The organism is Ruegeria sp. CDSC045 (assembly GCF_059610725.1).
Genome location: NZ_JBXWOE010000001.1, coordinates 160,431 through 179,822, shown reverse-complemented (window position 1 = coordinate 179,822; position 19,392 = coordinate 160,431). Strand labels below are relative to the sequence as shown.

Annotated in this window: 21 protein-coding genes; 14 read left to right on the top strand and 7 right to left on the bottom strand. The window is 58.6% G+C overall.

The window, feature by feature from the left end:
* Window positions 1-25: 25 nt before the first annotated feature.
* The 3 genes from AC2FH6_RS00930 to AC2FH6_RS00920 all read left to right on the top strand — a co-directional run bounded on the left by AC2FH6_RS00930 (window position 26) and on the right by AC2FH6_RS00920 (window position 2,547).
* Window positions 26-544: a hypothetical protein gene (locus AC2FH6_RS00930; protein WP_142634335.1), complete on the top strand. Its 519-nt coding sequence runs from the start codon at window positions 26-28 to the stop codon at window positions 542-544.
* A gap of 1 nt (window position 545) precedes the next feature.
* Entirely contained in the window at window positions 546-1,958 is a 1,413-nt protein-coding gene (locus AC2FH6_RS00925; protein ID WP_496700780.1) for a 3'-5' exonuclease, read from the top strand.
* 88 nt (window positions 1,959-2,046) lie between these two features.
* Window positions 2,047-2,547, top strand: coding sequence for a flavin reductase family protein (locus AC2FH6_RS00920; RefSeq protein ID WP_496700778.1), 501 nt, complete (start codon window positions 2,047-2,049; stop codon window positions 2,545-2,547).
* 3 nt (window positions 2,548-2,550) lie between these two features.
* On the opposite strand, the gene AC2FH6_RS00915 is transcribed toward AC2FH6_RS00920, so the two are convergent.
* From AC2FH6_RS00915 to AC2FH6_RS00905, 3 genes are read right to left on the bottom strand one after another with little or no spacing between them, the layout of a single operon-like run.
* A complete protein-coding gene (locus tag AC2FH6_RS00915; protein WP_496701504.1) occupies window positions 2,551-3,030 on the bottom strand; it encodes a DUF6505 family protein in 480 nt (159 codons plus the stop codon).
* Window positions 3,030-3,725 (bottom strand): biotin/lipoate--protein ligase family protein, encoded by a 696-nt coding sequence (locus tag AC2FH6_RS00910; RefSeq protein WP_496700776.1) that lies wholly within the window; start codon window positions 3,723-3,725, stop codon window positions 3,030-3,032. The genes AC2FH6_RS00915 and AC2FH6_RS00910 overlap by 1 nt, the downstream gene beginning before the upstream one ends.
* The gene (locus tag AC2FH6_RS00905) at window positions 3,722-4,783 is read right to left on the bottom strand and encodes an Mrp/NBP35 family ATP-binding protein (RefSeq protein ID WP_496695136.1); all 1,062 of its coding nucleotides are present in this window, start codon (window positions 4,781-4,783) and stop codon (window positions 3,722-3,724) included. The genes AC2FH6_RS00910 and AC2FH6_RS00905 overlap by 4 nt, the downstream gene beginning before the upstream one ends.
* Window positions 4,784-4,893: 110 nt before the next feature.
* Between AC2FH6_RS00905 and AC2FH6_RS00900 the strand changes: the two genes are divergently transcribed.
* On the top strand, window positions 4,894-5,622 hold the full coding sequence (locus AC2FH6_RS00900) for a hypothetical protein (protein ID WP_496700774.1): 729 nt from the start codon (window positions 4,894-4,896) through the stop codon (window positions 5,620-5,622).
* Here the strand turns inward: AC2FH6_RS00900 and AC2FH6_RS00895 are convergent.
* Complete coding sequence (locus AC2FH6_RS00895; RefSeq protein WP_496700772.1) at window positions 5,616-7,568, bottom strand: 4Fe-4S binding protein; 1,953 nt, start codon at window positions 7,566-7,568, stop codon at window positions 5,616-5,618. The two genes, AC2FH6_RS00900 and AC2FH6_RS00895, sit on opposite strands and share 7 nt — an antisense overlap.
* Before the next feature lie 230 nt (window positions 7,569-7,798).
* Between AC2FH6_RS00895 and AC2FH6_RS00890 the strand changes: the two genes are divergently transcribed.
* From AC2FH6_RS00890 to AC2FH6_RS00845, 10 genes are all read left to right on the top strand, one after another.
* Entirely contained in the window at window positions 7,799-8,353 is a 555-nt protein-coding gene (locus tag AC2FH6_RS00890; RefSeq protein WP_142634353.1) for a DUF3305 domain-containing protein, read from the top strand.
* Window positions 8,350-8,931, top strand: a complete 582-nt coding sequence (locus tag AC2FH6_RS00885) for a DUF3306 domain-containing protein (RefSeq protein WP_281972243.1) — start codon at window positions 8,350-8,352, stop codon at window positions 8,929-8,931. The genes AC2FH6_RS00890 and AC2FH6_RS00885 overlap by 4 nt, the downstream gene beginning before the upstream one ends.
* 4 nt (window positions 8,932-8,935) lie before the next feature.
* Window positions 8,936-9,547 carry a TorD/DmsD family molecular chaperone gene (locus AC2FH6_RS00880; RefSeq protein ID WP_281972244.1) on the top strand — a complete coding sequence of 204 codons (612 nt, stop codon included), beginning with the start codon at window positions 8,936-8,938 and terminating at the stop codon, window positions 9,545-9,547.
* A gap of 59 nt (window positions 9,548-9,606) precedes the next feature.
* A complete protein-coding gene (locus AC2FH6_RS00875) occupies window positions 9,607-9,795 on the top strand; it encodes a ubiquinol-cytochrome c reductase iron-sulfur subunit N-terminal domain-containing protein (RefSeq protein WP_142634359.1) in 189 nt (62 codons plus the stop codon).
* Between the two features lie 107 nt (window positions 9,796-9,902).
* Entirely contained in the window at window positions 9,903-12,797 is a 2,895-nt protein-coding gene (locus AC2FH6_RS00870) for a formate dehydrogenase subunit alpha (protein ID WP_496700770.1), read from the top strand.
* An 11-nt stretch (window positions 12,798-12,808) separates the two neighbouring features.
* Complete coding sequence (gene fdh3B, locus AC2FH6_RS00865; protein ID WP_085821701.1) at window positions 12,809-13,402, top strand: formate dehydrogenase FDH3 subunit beta; 594 nt, start codon at window positions 12,809-12,811, stop codon at window positions 13,400-13,402.
* Window positions 13,403-13,523: 121 nt separating this feature from the next.
* Window positions 13,524-14,705 (top strand): formate dehydrogenase subunit gamma, encoded by a 1,182-nt coding sequence (locus AC2FH6_RS00860; RefSeq protein WP_496700769.1) that lies wholly within the window; start codon window positions 13,524-13,526, stop codon window positions 14,703-14,705.
* On the top strand, window positions 14,706-15,968 hold the full coding sequence (locus AC2FH6_RS00855; RefSeq protein WP_496695125.1) for a c-type cytochrome: 1,263 nt from the start codon (window positions 14,706-14,708) through the stop codon (window positions 15,966-15,968).
* Window positions 15,969-15,981: 13 nt separating this feature from the next.
* On the top strand, window positions 15,982-16,107 hold the full coding sequence (locus tag AC2FH6_RS00850) for a hypothetical protein (protein ID WP_271946568.1): 126 nt from the start codon (window positions 15,982-15,984) through the stop codon (window positions 16,105-16,107).
* A complete protein-coding gene (locus AC2FH6_RS00845) occupies window positions 16,108-16,980 on the top strand; it encodes a substrate-binding domain-containing protein (protein ID WP_496695124.1) in 873 nt (290 codons plus the stop codon). It abuts the gene before it with no gap.
* Between the two features lie 2 nt (window positions 16,981-16,982).
* Here the strand turns inward: AC2FH6_RS00845 and AC2FH6_RS00840 are convergent, their stop codons facing one another.
* The 3 genes from AC2FH6_RS00840 to AC2FH6_RS00830 are packed head-to-tail and all read right to left on the bottom strand — an operon-like array spanning window position 16,983 to window position 19,257.
* Window positions 16,983-17,798 carry an ABC transporter substrate-binding protein gene (locus AC2FH6_RS00840; RefSeq protein ID WP_496700768.1) on the bottom strand — a complete coding sequence of 272 codons (816 nt, stop codon included), beginning with the start codon at window positions 17,796-17,798 and terminating at the stop codon, window positions 16,983-16,985.
* An 18-nt stretch (window positions 17,799-17,816) separates the two neighbouring features.
* Window positions 17,817-18,551 carry an ATP-binding cassette domain-containing protein gene (locus AC2FH6_RS00835; protein WP_281972251.1) on the bottom strand — a complete coding sequence of 245 codons (735 nt, stop codon included), beginning with the start codon at window positions 18,549-18,551 and terminating at the stop codon, window positions 17,817-17,819.
* Entirely contained in the window at window positions 18,544-19,257 is a 714-nt protein-coding gene (locus AC2FH6_RS00830) for an ABC transporter permease (RefSeq protein ID WP_281994749.1), read from the bottom strand. The genes AC2FH6_RS00835 and AC2FH6_RS00830 overlap by 8 nt, the downstream gene beginning before the upstream one ends.
* Window positions 19,258-19,392 lie beyond the last annotated feature (135 nt).

The following is a 19,392-nucleotide window of genomic DNA, read 5'->3' as shown; positions in this document are numbered from 1 at the left end:
CCCTCAGGAACCTTGGAGAGTATTCATGTTCTTAGAACTGATCGGCACGATATTTGCAGGCGTCGCCCTAGCCGGCATCGTGATGGTGATCAACAAACTGACAGGCGGTCGCCTGCCTCGTTGGTCCGCACCAGTCGCGGCGGGCATTGGCATGATCGGGATGACGATCAACAGCGAGTATTCATGGTTTGACCGCACGCGCGATACGCTTCCAGATGGTCTGATCATCATTCAAGAGGTCGAAAGCCGCGCTTTGTACCGTCCCTGGACCTATGCGATGCCCTTTGTTGATCGTTTTGCCGCAATCGACACCCTATCTGTGCGCACCAATGACCAAGTGCCTGAACAGCGCCTCGTTGAACTGTATTTCTTTGGTCGCTGGGCACCGGTTTCAAAATTGCCGGTCGCTGTGGATTGCGACAAGAACCAACGCGCCAATCTGGCGGATGGGGCAGAGTTTGGTGACAACGGCCAGTTGCTGAACGCCGATTGGGTAACAGGCTCTACGAACGATCCGATCATCGAGGCCACTTGCGGAGTGTAACATGCTGACCCGATTAAGCCTGCGCCTGCGGATTTTCCTGTTCTTCTGCCTGCTGGCGGTCGGCGGGGTTGCCGTCAGCTCGGTTGCGCTTTGGGTCAGCTACAGGCGCGCGGCGGATCCGGCCCTTTTCGACGCGTTCATCTTTGCAGAGATCGTCATCGGGTTCGGTCTGCTAGCCCTGATCGCCGCTGTCTGGCTATTGTTCGACGATAATGTCGCCAAGCCGATCGAAAGGCTTTCCGCTGAACTGCGCGCACGAGCGCATGCCGGTGTCAGCCGCGACCTCGATCTGCAAGCCGCGCGGTATCTTGGCGACCTGGCCCCTGCGGCTGCCGGTCTGGCCAACCAACTGTCCGACAAGACCATGGGCGTGGCAGAGGCTGTCGCTGCTGAAACCGAGCATCTGGCTGTGGAACAGCAAAGGCTTAGGGCGCTTTTGACTGAAATTCCTGTAGCCATATTGCTGGCTAGCCCCTCTCACAGGCTCGTTTTGTATGACGGACAGGCGGCCGAGGTACTGGCACAGATTTCGCATCCACGCCTGAATGCGCCACTGTTCGATTACTTCCAGCCAGACGCGCTGCAGAAAGCCTACGCCAAACTGGCCAAGACCGGGATGGAGGCATCCTGTTCGCTGACCAGCATTGATGGGGCGCAGACCTATTCAGCCCGCATGAAACCGCTGGGGGAAACTTCCGGCTATATGCTAATCCTAGATGACAGCGCCGCCAATATAGCGCCTGAGGCTGCCAGACCTCTGGTCTATGACTTTGGTTTGCTGAACACATCCACCGACCAATCATTCGAGACATTGCCTCTGCGCGAGCTTTGTTTTGTTGTCTTCGACACCGAAACCACCGGCCTGCTGCCGCACAAAGACGAGATCGTCCAGATCGGCGCAGTCCGTGTGGTAAATGGACGGATGGTCGAAGGCGAAAGGTTGGATATGCTGGTGAACCCGGTCATGCCGATCCCTGCCACCTCGACCAAGGTTCACAAGATCACGGATCGAATGGTCGAAGGCGCGCCGGAAATCGCCGAAGCCGGGCGTATCTTTCACGAATTCGCGCGAAATGCCGTAATCGTGGCTCATAATGCACCTTTTGATATGGCGTTTCTACGACGCCACGCCGACCGTATGAAAGTTGAGTGGACGCATCCCGTACTGGATACGGTCCTGCTATCAGCGGTCCTGTTCGGCGCCAGCGACACGCACACTTTGGACGCGCTGTGCGAACGGCTGGACATTACAATTCCGCATGAGCTGCGCCATACGGCATTGGGTGATGCAGTTGCCACCGCCGAGGCGCTGGTTCGGATGCTTCCGATGCTGCAAGCGCGCGGGATGAATACGTTTGGCGAGGTCATCGAAGCAACCCGCCGGCACGGTCGTCTGCTTGAGGACCTGAACTGAGGGCGAAATATGCACCTCAGGCGCAGCTTTTCATGGACAATCCCGACTTGCCGTGGCACCTGAGGCGCGGCCACAGAATGAGCGTGAGATGACGGACCGCACCTTCACCCCAACCCCGGACAACAGCACCGCGTTTCGCGAGGCGCTGGGGTGTTTCGGAACCGGCGTCACCGTTGTCACCACCGAAACAGCGCTGGGGCCCCGCGCTATCACGGTCAATTCGTTTTCCTCGGTCTCGCTGACGCCTCCGCTGGTGCTGTGGTGCCTGGCGAAGGATTCGAACCGGTTCGACGCTTTCAAAGACTGCGATCACTATTCGATCCATGTGATGGCTGAGGAACAGCAGGAACAGGCCCTAAAATTCGCGCGCGAGGGTGCGGATTTTTCACATGCCAACTGGGCCGCAGATCACCGTGGTCGCCCTCGTCTGGCGGATTGTCTGGCGCGGTTCGACTGCCAGCTTCATGCCCGGCACGATGCTGGGGATCATCTGATCATCGTGGGTGAGGTCGAGCAGGCCATGTACCGCACCGGCAAAGGCCTGATCTTCAAACGCGGTCAATTCGGCGGCTTTGCCGATCTTCTATAAGCCCTATTCGTCCAGCGATCCGTGGACGGCCAGCGCCTCAAGCTGGGTTTCCTGCGGTGTGATGATGCGAAACGCCTCAAGCACCCCGGTTTCAGACAGCTCACGGGCGACCGTCAGCAGAGTATTGGCGGCGTGTTCATCGCATAGCTCTGCCATATGCGCGATCTCTTCCTGCGCAACACCCAGGGCGGCCTCGACCGATGGGGCTCCGTAGAATTGCACGAAATGTTCCGCCAAATTCCGGGCAATCTGGTCGATCTCGGCCTGTTCAACCTGCGTCACCGCTACAAAGGTCACCCGGCCGAATGTCTCAACCCCCAACCAACCATTCGCAAAGGCCTGGCGGGCTTTACCCTCCAAATCGCCTTCGCCCCAATTCGAAAACTCGAACCCGCCGGAAATGCACCACTCACCCGTTCTCGCCGGAGAATGAAACACATTCATGTCGCTTTCATCGAAATGGATAGCACGGGCCAGTTTCATCATCCGTTCTCCAGTAAGTCAGTCAGCGGGTGCAGGCGGGTGTCTGCACCATTGCGGATAAGCATGCCAAACCGTTCATCAGTGCCCAAAAAGACCCCGATCTCGCCAAAGGGTTCGCCAACACCACGCAGCAGGCCCAACCATTCGCTGTGCAACGGCGCGTTGCCGTCTTCTTGCCAACGGTTGAGCCATGTCAGCATATGGCGCGACCAGCTTTCAATCAGTTGGACAGGCTGGACCTCGGCACACCCTTCATCATAGAGCGCTGTGATATCCGGGGTCTGGCCTGGCGCAGTGCTGGTCTGTAGCAAGGCCAGCTCCCAGCCGACAATCAACCAGTCAGGCTCAATCTGAGGGTCTGAAGTCGACGCAGCAACCTGAAACTTGCCGCAGGTCGCACCATTCACACAGATAGGGCCGCCCCAGTCCAGATGAACGGCAACCTCGGGCGGGGCCAGAGCGCCCAGCGCATTCTGAAACCCAACTCCGCACAGCGGCAACATCACCATGGCGTCCTGCAATGGAACCTCAGGTGCAAATACAATGGCAACGCGCAAACGGTTGGCCTGAATGTTGTAGACCACCGTTCCGGCATCACAGCCCAGCGCAGCCATCGCCTGGGCGCGTTCGAACGGGTCTTCCCCGCCCTGAACGGCATGTCCAGTCAGCAACGGAGGAAAGACCGGCTGGGTCATGCATTGCCCTTGGTGATCATGTCGCGGGCAATCTTGCGGAAAGCTTCGGCCTGTGCGCTGTCCGGCTTGCTGACAACGATGGGCGCTCCCCCATCCGCCGCAACCCGTATATCCAGATGCAGCGGAATCTCACCAAGCAACGGAATGCCCAGCGCCTCGGCCTCAGCGGCGACGCCGCCATGTCCGAACACATGTTCCTCATGCCCGCAGCTGGAACAGATATGGGTCGACATATTCTCGATCATCCCAATAATCGGCGTCTTGAGCTGATTGAACATATCGATCCCCTTGCGCGCGTCGATCAGGGCCACGTCCTGCGGGGTCGACACCACGATGGCCCCGTCCACCTTGAACTTCTGGCTGAGCGTCAGTTGCACATCGCCGGTGCCCGGCGGTAGGTCGACAATCAATACATCCAATGCGCCCCACTGAACCTGTCCCATCATCTGTTGAAGCGCGCCCATCAGCATCGGACCACGCCAGACGACCGCCTGACCTTCGTTGGTCATCAGTCCCATCGACATCATCGTGACGCCATGATTGCGCAGGGGCAGGATCGTTTTGCCATCCGGGCTGGCCGGGCGGCCAGAGACACCCAGCATCCGAGGCTGTGAAGGGCCATAGACATCAGCATCCAACAACCCGACACGCCGCCCTTCTGCAGCCAAAGCACAAGCCAGATTTGCGGATACGGTGGATTTACCGACTCCGCCCTTACCGGATGCAACGGCGATGATCCGATCGACACCCGGAACGGCCTGCGGACCTGTCTGAGATGGTTTCGGCTTGGGCTTCAGTTCAGGCGGGGCCTTTTCGGAATGCGCAGTCATCATGGCGGAAACCTTGTCGACCCCCTCCACCAACTGCGCAGCCTGCTCGGCGGCGGCGCGCACCGGCTCCATCCGCTCTGCCTGTTTCGGATCAATCTCAAGCACAAAGCGCACTGTATCGCCATCGACATTCAACGCGCGGACAACTCCGGCGCTGACGATATCCTGGCCTGAAACCGGATCGGTGATTTTCTTCAGGTTCGCCAGAACCGCGTCACGAACACTCATGCCATTACCCTTTTGGTTTGCCCGGTCGTTGGGATACGTTTCATTGCATGTGTCTCCGTCTTTTTTTCGTTCATTTGACGCATTCGGGCGCAGGCCGATAAGCTGCCTTCATGCGGGTTACCTTCTTTTGCCTGAGCTTGCTGCTCTCTGCTACCCCCTCTTGGTCGCAAGAGGCGCTGGGGCTTGCCGCCCCGGATGAGGTTACAGACTCTGGTCTGTTGCAACATATTCTTCCGCGTTTTTCTCTCAAGACCGGGATACGCGTCGTTGCAGACGATTCCGGCGCTATGGCTTTGGGCGGTTCACCGCCAGGTGATCCGGTATTCGAGCGTCATGGCGTCACCTATCACCTGCGTATTGTGGACGACCCAAGGCAGATTCGGTTTCGGGAGTGGCTGCTTTCTGACATCGGCAAACGCACCGTTGAAAGCTTTAGCCCCGATAGCGGCCCGTCCTATTCGGCCAGTTTCACTGTCGAAGCCGCAACAGAGGGTCCGAAGATCGAAGGCGACGCTGTCCTGGGTGCGGAATTGTCGATGACCCATTGCGGGCGGTGCCATGTGATCGGTCCAGAGAACCAAATGAACGGGCTTGGCTCCACCCCCTCTTTCGCCGTGCTGCGGGCTATGCCGGACTGGTCCGAACGGTTCGAGGCCTTCTTTGCCCTGAACCCCCATCCCGCTTTCACGCAGATCGAGGACATAACCCCACCCTTCGATCCTCTGCGTCCCCCTCCAATTCACCCGGTCGTGATGACGCTGGAGGAGCTAGAGGCCATTCTGGCCTTTGTCTCGGCCATCAAGGCAGCAGATCTGGGCGCGCCGCTACAGCTTCAATGATCCTTTCTTTTCGAGAAATAGTCCTCGGTCGTGACGACTTTGGGTTTCGGGTTTGACTGAAACGGGTTGTCCTTGTGTTGGAACTGCGCGTTCACGCGACAGTTGTCACACATCTGGATCATGCGCGCCTGCTCGGATGTCGCAAACATCGGATGCGTACCAGACAGCTTTTCCATGATACGTTCGACAGTCGATTTGACACCAAAGAGGGCACCGCATTCCACACATGCAAAAGGGTCTTCTTCGTTCAACACGTCCTGAGACAGGGCCGCATCACTTAAATCCAGTTGCGGAACCAGAGTTATTGCATTCTCGGGGCAGATTGTCCGGCACAGACCACATTGCAGACAGGCGTCCTGCTGGAAATTCAACTGCGGCATATCCGGGTTGTCGGCCAAAGCGCCTGACGGACAAAGGGACACGCAGCTGAGGCACAATGTACAGGCGTCCGTATCCACCGCGATAGCCCCATAGGGTGCATTCTCGGGCAAGGGCAACGGGGCTGCGGCCTGCGGGTTCAGCGCCTGTGCGGCCAGTCGCGTAATCTGCCTGCGATTTCCCAGCGGCAGAACCGGGTCGGCCAAGGGGGGCAGCACCTCCTGCGCATATAGCAGGTCGGACAGCGCATCGGGATCAGCCTCATCGATCAGTGCCAGACCGCCCGCGCCAGCGATCGCCTGCGCCAGCGCCAGTTCGCGGTCCAAGGCATCCCTTTCGGTTGTTGGGGCCAGCAGCACATCAACCCGCGCAAACCCATGTGCCAGCGCGGCCAGCATCTCGGCATGGCCAAAGCCCGAGATCACGTTCAGTTCTAGCGGGATCACATCCGCTGGAATCCCGCGTCCGAAACGGGCGGACAGACGGATCATTTCGGCCCCATGCGCGTCATGCACCAACAGTCGGGGGGCTTGCCCGCCTGCACGCCGGTAGGTTCGCGACAGAATGTGCATCCGTGACAGCAGCGCAGAAACGGGCGGATCCTCGTATGTGATCGCAGTCGAAGGGCACACCGCCGCGCATTCTCCACATCCCGCGCAAACCATAGGGTCGATGGCTACATGTTCGCCCGCAGGGGTGATCGCCCCCGTCGGGCAGATATCCAGGCAATTCGTACACCCGACCTGTTCGGCACGGGAATGCGCACAGAGGGATTCTTCCAACCGGACATAGAGAGGTTTTTCAAATGTCCCGACCAGTTGCATGGCCTCGAACGACAGACGCTCCACGGCCACCGCATCTTTGGGATCTGCCCGCAAATACCCCTCGCGCTTGGACGGGGCCTGCACCAGAGGCATGCCGCCCGTCAGATCCACAACCATATCGCATGAGGAGTTCGCCCCGTCGCGTGGTTCGGTCCAACCAAAGGCCCCGCGTCCTCCGGGTTCAAGCTGCTGTAACGCATCCAGCTTTATCGAAAACCCGCCCAGCGCACCGGTCACCAAACGAACGCGCCCGCGTATCACATCAAAGCGGCGCGACATGGGTTCGGTGTCATCAGTGGTCAAAACTGTCACGGCCAATATGTCCGAGAGGCGTTCAGCCAACTCCAAACTTACTGCGCCGGGCCCGACTATGAAACACGTCCCTTCGCTGACCACATCGACACTGGGTGTGATCGGCTGAGGCAACACCGCCTCAGCAGCCAGCGCGGCCATCTTGGGGGCGGCGTCCTGCCCCTGTTCAGACCACCCGGCCCGATCGCGCAGATCGACAAAGCCAGGTGCCTGGAGACCTAATTCATCGGCCAATGCCAGAAAAACATCCTGCTCTTGCATACAGGCAATGACGACATTGCCCTCTTGCAGCAGCTTGGCGACGGATTCCAGTTCTTTGGTGCATAGTGCAGTGTGAATTCTGGAACAGGCGACGTCGCAGGCTGACGATATTTTCTCGGCGTCAACGACTTGCGATCCCGCGCAGTCACATAGCAGCAATCTTGTTCCCATAACCTCCCCCGGATGTCCTCCCCAGTCCAAGGTAAGCTTAGAACCTCTGAAGAAAGTAGCAATGCCCGTGGGGGTCGGATCGCCGGAACAAAGCCCGATAAGAGCCGCGAGGACCGTAAACAATCGGTGAAGGGTGCATATTCGACCACCCAAGGACTTGGCAGGAAGCTACTTTGTGTACCATAGTAGACCCTGAGGAAGGCAGGGGAGAGCTTTCCAGGGAGGACTTAGTGGCCAAGGCCGCCAGCCAGATTGAAATGCCAATCGGCGTCGTCGTGCGCAAAACACCCGGGGTTACACGCTGGGCGCAATGGAACTGGCGCGCCGTCGCCGTGCTGCCCGGCGCTGGACCGGCCGATTGGCTGGAGATGCGGCGCGAGGGTGAAGCGGTCGAGTACCACGCGGCCACCCTGCCCCTGACCCTTTGGTCAGATGAGGCCGAAGCCTACATGGTCAACCTGTCGGACGGGCAACCCTCGATCTATCTGGTCCTGCGCGATGCGCTGGATGGAACACAGCCGATGGACGCGGTGCTGGTGACCGCCTCACCCTTCGAAGGACAGGACTACGCCGATACCGGCGAAGAGCTTGTCGAGAAAATCCCAATGACTGATGGGCTGATCGCTTGGGTACGTGATTTCGCACTGGAGCATCATCGCAACGAAGTCTTCGTCAAGCGCCGCCGTGATAAGAAACGCACCGATCTGGTTGAGGACGGCAAAGGGGATGTACGCATCCGGCAAGACTCGGATGTTTTCCGCGCCCCGCGGAGGATTGTGCAATGACAGAAACCCGCGATTTCTGGTCGCGCCGTAAAGCCGCCGTTCAGGCTGAGGCCAAAGCAGAGGTTGTAGCAGCACAAGAACAGGCTTTCGCTGAACAGCGGGGCGAGCTGGAAGAAAAGACTGACGCTGAAATTCTGGCAGAATTCAATTTGCCCGATCCTGATCTGTTGCAAGTTGGTGACGACATCTCGGGCTTTATGGCCAAGGCAGTGCCTGACCGGTTGCGCCGCCGCGCCCTTCGGCAGCTCTGGCGCCTAAACCCGGTTCTGGCCAATGTCGATGGGCTGGTGGATTACGGCGAAGATTATACAGATGCCGCCTGCGTGATCGAAAATATCCAGACCGCCTATCAGGTCGGCAAAGGGATGCTTGCCCATATCGAAGCTCTGGCCACTCAGGCCGAGGAGGAAGACGCAGACCCGATCCCTGAGGTTGAAGAAACCACGCAAGAGCCTGAGTTGCCCGAGGTAGCCGAGATGCAATCGTCAGAGCCTGTAATGATTTCTGAAATCGACGACCCGGAAGAGGCAGAGCTTACGCCTGCCCCACGCCGCATGAAGTTTGAATACGAAGGATAACCGTATGAACGCAAGCAACGCGCAAAACCTGGACGTCTCAGCCGAGGATCGTCTGCGCGCGGATTTCTATAACTTCCTTGGGCTGCTGCTTGCGGCGCCTCCGGATCAGATGCTGCTGTCTCAGGTTACTGGTCTGACCGGCGATGAAACCGATCTGGGTCAGGCTATCAAGGCCATGTCGCGGGTCGCCAAGGTGACCAAACCCGCGGCTGCCGAACGCGAATTCAATGCCCTGTTCATCGGGCTAGGACGCGGAGAACTGCTGCCCTATGCCAGTTTCTACCTGACTGGTTTCCTGAACGAAAAACCGCTGGCGCAACTGCGCAACGACATGGCGGTTCGTCAGATCACACGGGCGCAGAACGTGTTTGAACCCGAAGACAATATCGCCTCGTTGATGGAGATGATGGCGGGCATGATCGTCGGACGCTTTGGTTCACCCGCCTCGCTGGAAGATCAAAAAGCGTTCTGGAACAAACACATCGGCCCCTGGGCCGCACATTTCTATTCAGATTTGGAAGCTGCGGAAAACTCGGTTTTCTATGCCTCGGTCGGCACCGCCGGTCGGGTTTTCATGGAAATCGAGCGTGAAGCCTTTCGAATGACGGCGGGATGATCCCGCCATTCGCCAGCGCCCCAAAAGGCGCTAGATCGCAATTGGGAAAGGAGGATCCCATGAGCAAAACCAAGGAAGAAGGCGCCACGCGCCGTGATTTCTTGAAACTGGCCGGAACCGCAGCGCCCGCTGCAGTCGCCGCCGCCAGCCTGAGCGGACAAGCCGAAGCAGCCGAGCTGCCAACGGATGAGACCCGCATGCAGGACACCGCGCATACGCGCGCATATCTGGACAGCGCCCGGTTCTGAACCCCGGACGATGTCACCACCCGACTGACGGTTGCGATTGGCCCTGACGTCGGCACCAACAGGACCAAGCCAGCCATGGAAAACATGGCCAGCAAGGGAGGAAAGAAATGCTTAGGAAAAAGACCAACGGGGTTGCGAGACGCTCCCAGCGGACAAGTATCCTGTCCCAGGTCGGCGAGAAAACCGTCGATCGCCGCGCATTCCTGCGCGGATCGGGCCTGACGATCGGCGGGTTGGCCGCGATCAGCGCCACGGGTGGAACCGTGACGCCAGCCAGTGCCCAGTCAGCGGCCAATCAAGCCGTCGAAAACATCAAATCCATATGCACGCATTGCTCGGTCGGCTGTACCGTCGTCGCCGAGGTGCAGAACGGCGTCTGGATCGGGCAAGAACCCGGCTGGGACAGCCCTTTCAACCTGGGTGCGCACTGCGCCAAGGGGGCCTCGGTCCGTGAGCACGCCCATGGTGAACGCCGCCTGAAATATCCGATGAAAAAGGAAGGCGGCGAGTGGAAGCGCATCAGCTGGGAAGAGGCGATCAACGAGATCGGCGACGGCATGATGAACATCCGCGAAGAATCCGGACCGGACAGTGTGTACTGGCTTGGTTCCGCGAAACATAACAACGAACAGGCCTATCTGTTCCGCAAGTTCGCCGCCTATTGGGGCACGAACAACGTGGACCATCAGGCCCGTATCTGCCACTCGACCACTGTTGCGGGTGTTGCGAATACATGGGGCTACGGCGCCATGACCAACAGCTATAACGACATCCACAACTCCAAGGCTATCTTCATCATCGGTGGCAACCCGGCTGAGGCACACCCGGTCTCGCTGCTGCATGTTCTGCGCGCAAAAGAACAGAACAACGCGCCGCTGATCGTCTGCGACCCGCGCTTTACGCGCACCGCAGCGCATGCGGATGAATATGTCCGGTTCCGCCCCGGCTCTGACGTCGCACTGATCTGGGGTATCCTCTGGCACATCTTCGACAACGGCTGGGAGGACAAGGAGTTCATCCGCACCCGTGTCTGGGGCATGGATCAGATCCGTGAAGAGGTCGCCAACTGGAACCCGGAAGAAACTGAGCGTGTGACCGGCGTACCCGGATCACAGCTTAAGCGCGTGGCGCGCACCATGGCCAACAACCGTCCTGGCACGGTGATCTGGTGCATGGGCGGCACCCAGCATACCAATGGCAACAACAACACACGCGCCTATTGCGTGCTGCAGCTGGCTTTGGGCAACATGGGAACGTCGGGCGGTGGCACCAACATCTTCCGTGGCCACGACAACGTGCAGGGTGCGACGGACCTTGGTGTTCTGTCCCACACCCTGCCCGGCTATTATGGTCTGTCCGCAGGGGCATGGGGCCACTGGGCGCGCGTTTGGGGTGAAGACCCTGAATGGCTGTCCGGCCAGTTCGCCTCGATCAAAGACAAGGACGGTAAGGATAAACCGCTGCAGAACGAGCGCGGCATCCCGGTCTCTCGTTGGATCGACGGTGTTCTGGAAGACCCCGCCAACATGGATCAGGACAACAATGTCCGCGCCATGGTTCTGTGGGGGCACGCTCCGAACTCGCAAACCCGCGGGCCGGAAATGAAGACGGCGATGGAAAAGCTGGACATGCTGGTCGTGATCGACCCGTATCCCACTGTTTCCGCCGTTCTGCATGATCGAACCGATGGCGTTTACCTGTTGCCCGCCTGTACACAGTTCGAAACCCGTGGCTCGGTCACGGCCTCGAACCGGTCGTTGCAGTGGCGCGACAAGGTGGTCGAACCGCTGTTCGAAAGCCTGCCGGACGAGGTCATCATGGCCAAGTTCGCCAACAAATTCGGCTGGGCGGATCGGTTCTTCCGCAATATCGAGATGGAGGACCCTGAGACCCCGAATGTTGAAAGCATCACCCGTGAGTTCAACTCGGGCCTCTGGACCATCGGCTATACCGGCCAGTCGCCAGAGCGTTTGAAAAGCCACATGGCCAATCAGCACACGTTCGACAGAACCACGCTGCAAGCTATAGGTGGACCAAACGACGGCGAATACTACGGTCTGCCCTGGCCGTGCTGGGGAACGCCAGAGATGGGTCATACGGGGACACCAAACCTCTATGACATGTCCAAACCGGTGGCCGAAGGTGGCCTGACCTTCCGCGCGCGCTTTGGCGTCGAACGTGATGGTGACAACCTGCTGGCGGAAGGGGTCTATAGCGTTGGGTCGGAAATTCAGGACGGATATCCCGAATTCACGATGCAGATGCTGATGGATCTTGGTTGGGACGGCGATCTGACGGCCGAAGAACGTGCGGCCATCGACGCCGTTGCGGGGCCAAAGACCAACTGGAAAACCGACCTGTCGGGCGGCATCCAGCGGGTTGCGATTGCACATGGCTGTGCGCCCTTTGGCAACGCCAAGGCCCGCACCGTGGTCTGGACTTTCCCGGACCCGATCCCGCTGCATCGCGAGCCGCTCTATACCAACCGGCGCGATCTGGTAGAGGACTATCCGACCTATGAGGATCGTCAGTCCTATCGCCTGCCAACCCTGTATGCCTCGATCCAGAAGAACGATTTTTCAAAGGATTACCCGATAATCCTGACGTCAGGTCGTTTGGTCGAGTATGAGGGTGGAGGTGAGGAATCCCGGTCGAACCCGTGGCTGGCCGAACTGCAACAGGACATGTTCGTCGAGATCAACCCCCGTGATGCCAACAACCTGGGCATTCGCGACGGGGCTCAGGTCTGGGTCGAAGGACCTGAGGGTGGTAAGGTCAAGGTGATGGCGATGCTGACCAACAGGGTTGGTGCCGGCGTGGCCTTTATGCCATTCCACTTTGGCGGCCATTTTCAGGGTCAGGATCTGCGGGACAAATACCCCTCAGGCGCTGATCCCTATGTGCTGGGAGAAAGTTCGAACACTGCCCAGACCTATGGCTATGATTCAGTAACCCAGATGCAGGAGACCAAAGCGACTCTCTGCAAGATCTCAGCAGCGTAAGGAGGACGACAATGGCTAGAGCAAAGTTTCTCTGCGACGCTGAACGCTGCATCGAATGCAACGCCTGCGTAACCGCGTGTAAGAACGAGCACGAGGTGCCCTGGGGCATCAACCGCCGCAGAGTGGTGACGATCAATGACGGCGACCCGGGCGAACGCTCGATATCGGTTGCCTGTATGCATTGCTCGGATGCGCCCTGTATGGCGGTGTGCCCGGTTGACTGCTTCTATCAGAACGAAGAAGGGGTCGTCCTGCACTCCAAGGACCTGTGCATTGGCTGCGGCTATTGCTTCTATGCGTGCCCGTTCGGCGCGCCGCAATACCCGCAGGCGGGCAACTTCGGATCACGTGGCAAGATGGACAAATGTACCTTCTGCGCCGGTGGCCCCGAGGAAACGCATTCGACCGCAGAGTTCGCCAAATACGGTCGCAACCGGATCGCAGAAGGCAAACTGCCCATCTGCGCCGAGATGTGTTCCACCAAGGCCCTGCTTGCCGGTGACGGCGATGTGGTGTCGGCCATCTACCGCGAACGCGTCGTGGCGCGCGGTTTCGGGTCTGGCGCCTGGGGGTGGGGCACAGCCTACGACCAAAAAGACGGCTGATCCTTGGCCAAACCTTCCCCGGCGCGCAATCCGTGTGCCGGGGAGCACTAAGATTTTTCGACGAAAAATCTCTGCCCGCCCGGAAAAGGGCCTACGCCAATGACCGCGTCACGAGGTTCATATGACTTTCCTGCGACTTCTGTTCTGTCTCATTGTTTTGACTGTTCCTGCCCTTGCTCAGGATGCTCCGGATCGCAATTCGACGGGTGGTGCGACCACGCTCGAGGATATCTTGGCCCGGCAGCGTGGCGAGACGGTCGATAACGGTTATCGCTCAGGTAACACCGGTCAAGGCAACGCCGAAGGTCTGATGGGCCAGTTGGGCACACGTGGCGTGGCGTCTGACAGCGACGTCTATCGCGCTTTGCGCTATGGCTCGGCGGATGTGACCGTTTCGTCGAACGGTCCTGCGGCCAGCGTCTTGATACAGGACGGAGGCATGTGGTGGTTGAATTTCCGAACAGGCCCGTTGCGCGATTACGGCACGTATATTCTGGCGGGGATGCTGGGCATCCTGCTGCTGTTCTTCTTGGTCCGGGGTAAAATCCGCATTGATGGTGAAAAGACGGGACGCACGGTTACGCGTTTCTCGGGATTTGAGCGGTTCGGACATTGGCTGTTCGCGGGCTCTTTCCTGATCCTTGGCCTGACCGGTTTGCTGACCCTTTATGGTCGAGACTTTCTGATCCCGATCTTCGGGAAAGAAGGCTTTGCGGCCATAGCGCAGGGCTGCAAATGGCTGCATAACAACCTCGCCTGGGCCTTCATGCTTGGTTTGATCATGGTCACTGTGAACTGGATCGCCCACAACATCCCCAACCGCACCGACCTGAAATGGCTGGCCGCCGGCGGCGGGTTGTTCACGAAAGGCAGCCATCCTCCGGCCAATAAATTCAACGCGGGTCAAAAGATCATCTTCTGGGCCTGTATCCTGCTGGGCGTATCGATCAGCCTGTCTGGCCTGTCTCTGCTGTTCCCGTTTGAGATGCCGCTGTTTGCTAAGACCTTCTCAATCGCAAATGCCACCGGCATCCCGCAGATGTTGGGTATGAACCTTCCGGTGCAGATGTCCCCCCAAGAAGAGATGCAATATGCTCAGGTTTGGCACGTGATGGTCGCCTATGTCTTCATCGCCATCATCATCGCGCATATCTACCTGGGCTCGGTGGGCATGGAGGGCGCTTTCGACGCGATGGGCACCGGCGAGGTCGAGGAACAATGGGCGCGTGAGCACCACTCGCTTTGGCTGGAAGAGGTCCAGGAAAAAGAGGCCAATAAGGCAGCGGCCTCGCCTGCGGAATAGATGCGCGGTCTAATCCTTGCACTGGTGTTGACCCCCCTGCCCGCAATGGCCGAGTTCTTTACGCTCAAAGGTCATGGAGGACCGATCATGGGGATTGCCGCCGCGCCGGACGGCCGGATTGCGACGGCCAGCTTCGACAACTCCGTCGGCCTGTGGTCAGACCGCACGCCGCAATGGCTTGAAGGGCACGAGGCTGCCGTGAACAGCGTCGCCTTTGGCGACACAGCGATCTATTCTGCTGGTGACGACTTTACCCTGCGCCGGTGGCCGGATGGCCAAATCCTCGGGCGGCACAAGGGCAAGATCGTCGATATTGCTGTTTCAAACTCCCACATCGCCACTGCCAGTTGGGACGGCACGATAGGGGTTTGGCCGCTTGACGGGGCAGAGCCAAGGATATTGGGCCCCACAGGCAGCGGTGTGAATGCTGTTGTGTTCACACCAAACGGAGATGCGCTGTATACCGGCGGGGTTGATGGGGCGGTTCGTCTTTGGGATGTCGCAACCGGTCAGGAAAAACTGCGACTGGTTGATAACGGGTTCGGCATCAACGAACTGGTCCTGAACCCCCATGAAAACTGGATTGCCTATGGGGCCGTCGATGGCGTCACGCGCATTCGTGATCTGACTACAGGCGACGAGCATGATTTTACCCTGGACCGCCGTCCAATCCTTGCGCTGGCTCTCAGCCCGGACCGCCGCCTGCTGGCGGTGGGGGATGGTGAGGGTCATATCATGTTGGTCGATACCATCGTCTGGCGCATCGCACAGGATTTCCGGGCCACATTGCGCGGCCCGGTCTGGGCGCTGGCCTTCTCAACCGATGGTAAAAACATCTATGCAGGTGGTATAGATGAGGCGATGTATAGCTGGCCGGTATCTGACCTTGGCGACCAACAACAGATGGCCGCGACTGAACCAAGTTTTCTGAAGAACCCTGACCAGATGGATAATGGCGAACGCCAATTCGTGCGCAAATGCTCGATCTGTCACAGCCTGACGGCGGACGGGCACAGACGTGCTGGACCTACGCTCTCTGGTGTGTTTGGTCGCCGGGCGGGCAGCTTACCGGGATATTTCTACTCGGACACGCTGCAAGACTCTGATATCATTTGGAATGACGAGACGATAAATGCCCTTTTCGACCAAGGACCAGACCATTACATTCCGGGATCGAAGATGCCCATGCAACGGATTACACAAGCGGATGACCGCAAAGATTTGATCGCCTTTCTGCGCCGCGTCACGGCACCGGAAAACTGAACCGGAGGTAAATATGAAAGCCTTTCTAGCCGCAGTTGCCACGATGGCTGTAATTGCCGTCGCTGCGCCGTTTGCCTTAGGCCAATTCGGATTCAGCGCGGCGAATGCCAGCGCGGGTTCGGCCGTGCGCCTCGACTGAATGTCAGAATACCTGACCACCAAAGAACTGGCCGACCTGCTGCGCATTGGCGAGCGTAAAGCCTATGACCTTGCCTCATCCGGCGAGGTCCCCTGTGTCCGTGCCATGGGCAAACTCTTGTTTCCAAGGGCCGAAGTCATTGCCTGGCTGAACGCATCGCGAAGCGGACCGCAGGTCGCAGAACCGTCGCTGCCGCCGATCGTGGCGGGCAGTCATGATCCGCTGTTGGATTGGGCTCTGCGGGAAAGCGGGTCGGGCCTGGCAACTTATTATGACGGCTCATTTGACGGCTTGAATCGTCTGAAAGAACGATCAGCGCAGGCTGCGGCGCTGCATATCCACGAGTCAGACGGATTCAACACGCAATCTCTGCAGGACCATCTGGGAGAGGCACCCGTCATTCTGTTCGAACTAGCAAAACGCCAGCGTGGGCTACTGATGGCCCCCGGTGTGACTGGGATATCGGACTTTTCTGACCTCAGGGGCCGTCGCATTCTTCTTCGTCAAGACAGTGCCGCCAGTCAACGGTTGTTCGACACGCAACTGCAGGCGCACGGCCTGAACCGAGACGATCTGGATACCCTGCCGACCTGCGCACGTACCGAAGAAGAGCTGGCCATAGCCCTGCATGACAGCAAAGCCGATGCCGGATTCGGCCTGGGTGCGCTTGCGGGGCTGTACAATCTGGGCTTTGCCCCGACTCATACCGAACGCCTGGACCTTGCCATCTGGAGACGCGCCTATTTCGATGGCCCGATGCTTCGGTTGCTCGGCTTTGTGCAATCCGACCGCTTTGCCACCCGGGCAGAAGAATTCGGCGGGTATGACTTGTCGGATCTGGGAACCATCCATCACAATGGAGCCAGCGGCTGACCCTATTGGGCGTTGGGAAAGAACAGCTGCTGGCCGTCGAGCGTGTAAGATGCGATGGCCGCCTGCCCTTCGGGTCCGGTCAACCAGTCAATAAAGCGCTGCCCCGAGGCCGCCCGCACTTTGGGATGCTTGTCAGGGTTCACAAGAATAATCCCATATTGATTGAACAGGCGCGGATCGCCCTCAACCATGACCTCAAGGTTTCCCTTGTTGCCAAAGCTCTGCCAAGTCGCGCGATCCGTCAGCGCATAGGCACCCATCCCACTAGCCACGTTCAGTGTCGCCCCCATCCCGGATCCAGTTTCCCGGTACCAAGTGCCCGAAGCGTCGGTCGGGTCGATACCGGACGAGGCCCAATGGCCCAATTCTGCCTTATGCGTCCCACTGTCATCCCCGCGCGAGGCGAAGGGCGCCTTCGCCTTAGCCACGGCGGTCAGCGCCGCGATAATGTCAGTCCCACCTTTCACTTTGGCGGGATCGGATTTTGGCCCTACAAGGACAAAATCATTGTACATCACGTCCGACCGCTCAACACCCCAACCATCTGCCACAAACTTCTCTTCGGCAGGTTTGGCGTGAACCAGCAAGACGTCCCCGTCACCGTTGATCGCATTGCGGATCGCCTGCCCTGTACCAACAGCCACCACGCGGACATCAATCCCGCTTTCGGCTTCAAAGCCTGGCAGGATATGGTCGAACAAGCCCGAATTCTGCGTCGACGTGGTTGATTGGACTACAATAAATGGGGTTTCGGTCAATGCGGCTGTAGTGTTCAGGCCAAGCGCTATTACTGCAGCCCCGACGAATTTGCGGATCATTTGAACTCCATATTCTGATTAGGTTACCAGACCACCGGCAACAAACCGGCGCGCGGCGTCACTTGTCGGGGCATCCAGAACTTGTTTGGCAGCACCGTGTTCGACCACGTGTCCGGCCTGCATCATGACGATATCCGCTGCCAGACGGCGTGCCTGACCGATATCGTGGGATACCATGACAATGCGAACCCCTCGGTTCGAAGCGCGCAAGATCATCCGTTCGATCATCTGCGTAGCACCGGGATCAAGCGAACTGGTTGGTTCGTCCAGGAACAAAGTCTCCGGGTCCAGCGCCAGCGCGCGCAGGATGGCCAGCCGTTGAGCCTCGCCCCCGGACAGCGATCTGGCGGACTGGCGTGCCTTACCCTCTAGCCCACCTTCGGCCAGCAATTCGTCGATCCGGGATTTGCGAATTGCACGGGGCATGCCCTGACGCTTTAGCACAAAATCAAGATTGGCTGACACGGACCGGCGCAACAGAACCGGTCTTTGAAACACCATCGCCTGTCGTGATTTGTGATACGCATTCAGGGCAATCCCGTCCTGCTGAACCCTGCCGCTATCCGGGACGATAAGCCCGTGCAAACAGCGCAAAAGCAGGCTCTTGCCCGCTCCGTTCGGCCCAAGGATCAAAGTTGGTCCCAGCCCCATCAGGGATAACTCTGGCACTTGAAGCAGTGTCTTTCCCTTGCGGGAAATCTGTAAACCGTGAACAGAAAGACATTTCACCATCTCGAGCACCAGATCACGCATGGCGCAACCCTTCCTTCTCGGCCCGCAGGCTAAGCGTGCTGACCATGGCGTTTACTGCGATGGCTATGGCAATCAGGATCGCCCCAAGCGCAAGCGCCAAGGCCAAATTACCCTTGGACGTTTCAAGGGCGATTGTCGTCGTCATCACCCGCGTGACGTGGTTGATATTGCCGCCAACGATAATAACCGCTCCAACTTCGGCAATCGCACGGCCAAACCCCGCCAGCAATGCCGTAACAAGAGACAGCCGCGCATCCCACAATAGCACCGGAATCGATGCCATCCGCGACAGGCCGAGTGAGCGGAGTTGCTCGGAATATTCCTCGGCCAGCATTTCGACCACTTGACGTGTCAGTGCGGCAACGATCGGGGTCACCAGAACGACCTGAGCAATAATCATAGCCGTCGGTGTGTAGAGCAATTCAAGGACCCCCAACGGGCCGGAACGCGACAGCATCAGATAGACCAGCAAACCTACCACAACCGGGGGCAAGCCCATCAAGGCATTCATCAAGACGATCAGAATCCGCCGCCCTGGAAAACGCGCAACGGCCAAAGCCGCGCCCATGGGCATCCCGATAACGGCAGAAATCAGAACGGCAAAAACAGAGACTTTCAGGGACAACAGAACAATCGCCCACAGCTCCGGATCCCAATGGAGGATCAAAGCAAGCGCCGACCTGAATTCTGTTGTAAAATCCTGCATTATCTACCCACTACCCCCCCCATATTGAACAGTTTGCTATAATTTACAGGTAATTACTATGACAAACGCCCTACAAGTGCAGTCACATTTTCGACGCTTCCAACAAAAAACGCGGCCCCGTTTGGGACCGCGCCA

Excerpts from the sequence above, each read along its gene's own strand:
- AC2FH6_RS00930 (WP_142634335.1), top strand. The coding sequence starts at position 26 with ATGTTCTTAGAACTGATCGGCACGATATTTGCAGGCGTCGCCCTAGCC.
- AC2FH6_RS00925 (WP_496700780.1), top strand. The coding sequence starts at position 546 with ATGCTGACCCGATTAAGCCTGCGCCTGCGGATTTTCCTGTTCTTCTGC.
- AC2FH6_RS00920 (WP_496700778.1), top strand. The coding sequence starts at position 2,047 with ATGACGGACCGCACCTTCACCCCAACCCCGGACAACAGCACCGCGTTT.
- AC2FH6_RS00915 (WP_496701504.1), bottom strand. The coding sequence starts at position 3,030 with ATGAAACTGGCCCGTGCTATCCATTTCGATGAAAGCGACATGAATGTG.
- AC2FH6_RS00910 (WP_496700776.1), bottom strand. The coding sequence starts at position 3,725 with ATGACCCAGCCGGTCTTTCCTCCGTTGCTGACTGGACATGCCGTTCAG.
- AC2FH6_RS00905 (WP_496695136.1), bottom strand. The coding sequence starts at position 4,783 with ATGAGTGTTCGTGACGCGGTTCTGGCGAACCTGAAGAAAATCACCGAT.
- AC2FH6_RS00900 (WP_496700774.1), top strand. The coding sequence starts at position 4,894 with ATGCGGGTTACCTTCTTTTGCCTGAGCTTGCTGCTCTCTGCTACCCCC.
- AC2FH6_RS00895 (WP_496700772.1), bottom strand. The coding sequence starts at position 7,568 with ATGGGAACAAGATTGCTGCTATGTGACTGCGCGGGATCGCAAGTCGTT.
- AC2FH6_RS00885 (WP_281972243.1), top strand. The coding sequence starts at position 8,350 with ATGACAGAAACCCGCGATTTCTGGTCGCGCCGTAAAGCCGCCGTTCAG.
- AC2FH6_RS00880 (WP_281972244.1), top strand. The coding sequence starts at position 8,936 with ATGAACGCAAGCAACGCGCAAAACCTGGACGTCTCAGCCGAGGATCGT.
- AC2FH6_RS00875 (WP_142634359.1), top strand. The coding sequence starts at position 9,607 with ATGAGCAAAACCAAGGAAGAAGGCGCCACGCGCCGTGATTTCTTGAAA.
- AC2FH6_RS00870 (WP_496700770.1), top strand. The coding sequence starts at position 9,903 with ATGCTTAGGAAAAAGACCAACGGGGTTGCGAGACGCTCCCAGCGGACA.
- fdh3B (WP_085821701.1), top strand. The coding sequence starts at position 12,809 with ATGGCTAGAGCAAAGTTTCTCTGCGACGCTGAACGCTGCATCGAATGC.
- AC2FH6_RS00860 (WP_496700769.1), top strand. The coding sequence starts at position 13,524 with ATGACTTTCCTGCGACTTCTGTTCTGTCTCATTGTTTTGACTGTTCCT.
- AC2FH6_RS00855 (WP_496695125.1), top strand. The coding sequence starts at position 14,706 with ATGCGCGGTCTAATCCTTGCACTGGTGTTGACCCCCCTGCCCGCAATG.
- AC2FH6_RS00850 (WP_271946568.1), top strand. The coding sequence starts at position 15,982 with ATGAAAGCCTTTCTAGCCGCAGTTGCCACGATGGCTGTAATTGCCGTC.
- AC2FH6_RS00845 (WP_496695124.1), top strand. The coding sequence starts at position 16,108 with ATGTCAGAATACCTGACCACCAAAGAACTGGCCGACCTGCTGCGCATT.
- AC2FH6_RS00840 (WP_496700768.1), bottom strand. The coding sequence starts at position 17,798 with ATGATCCGCAAATTCGTCGGGGCTGCAGTAATAGCGCTTGGCCTGAAC.
- AC2FH6_RS00835 (WP_281972251.1), bottom strand. The coding sequence starts at position 18,551 with ATGCGTGATCTGGTGCTCGAGATGGTGAAATGTCTTTCTGTTCACGGT.
- AC2FH6_RS00830 (WP_281994749.1), bottom strand. The coding sequence starts at position 19,257 with ATGCAGGATTTTACAACAGAATTCAGGTCGGCGCTTGCTTTGATCCTC.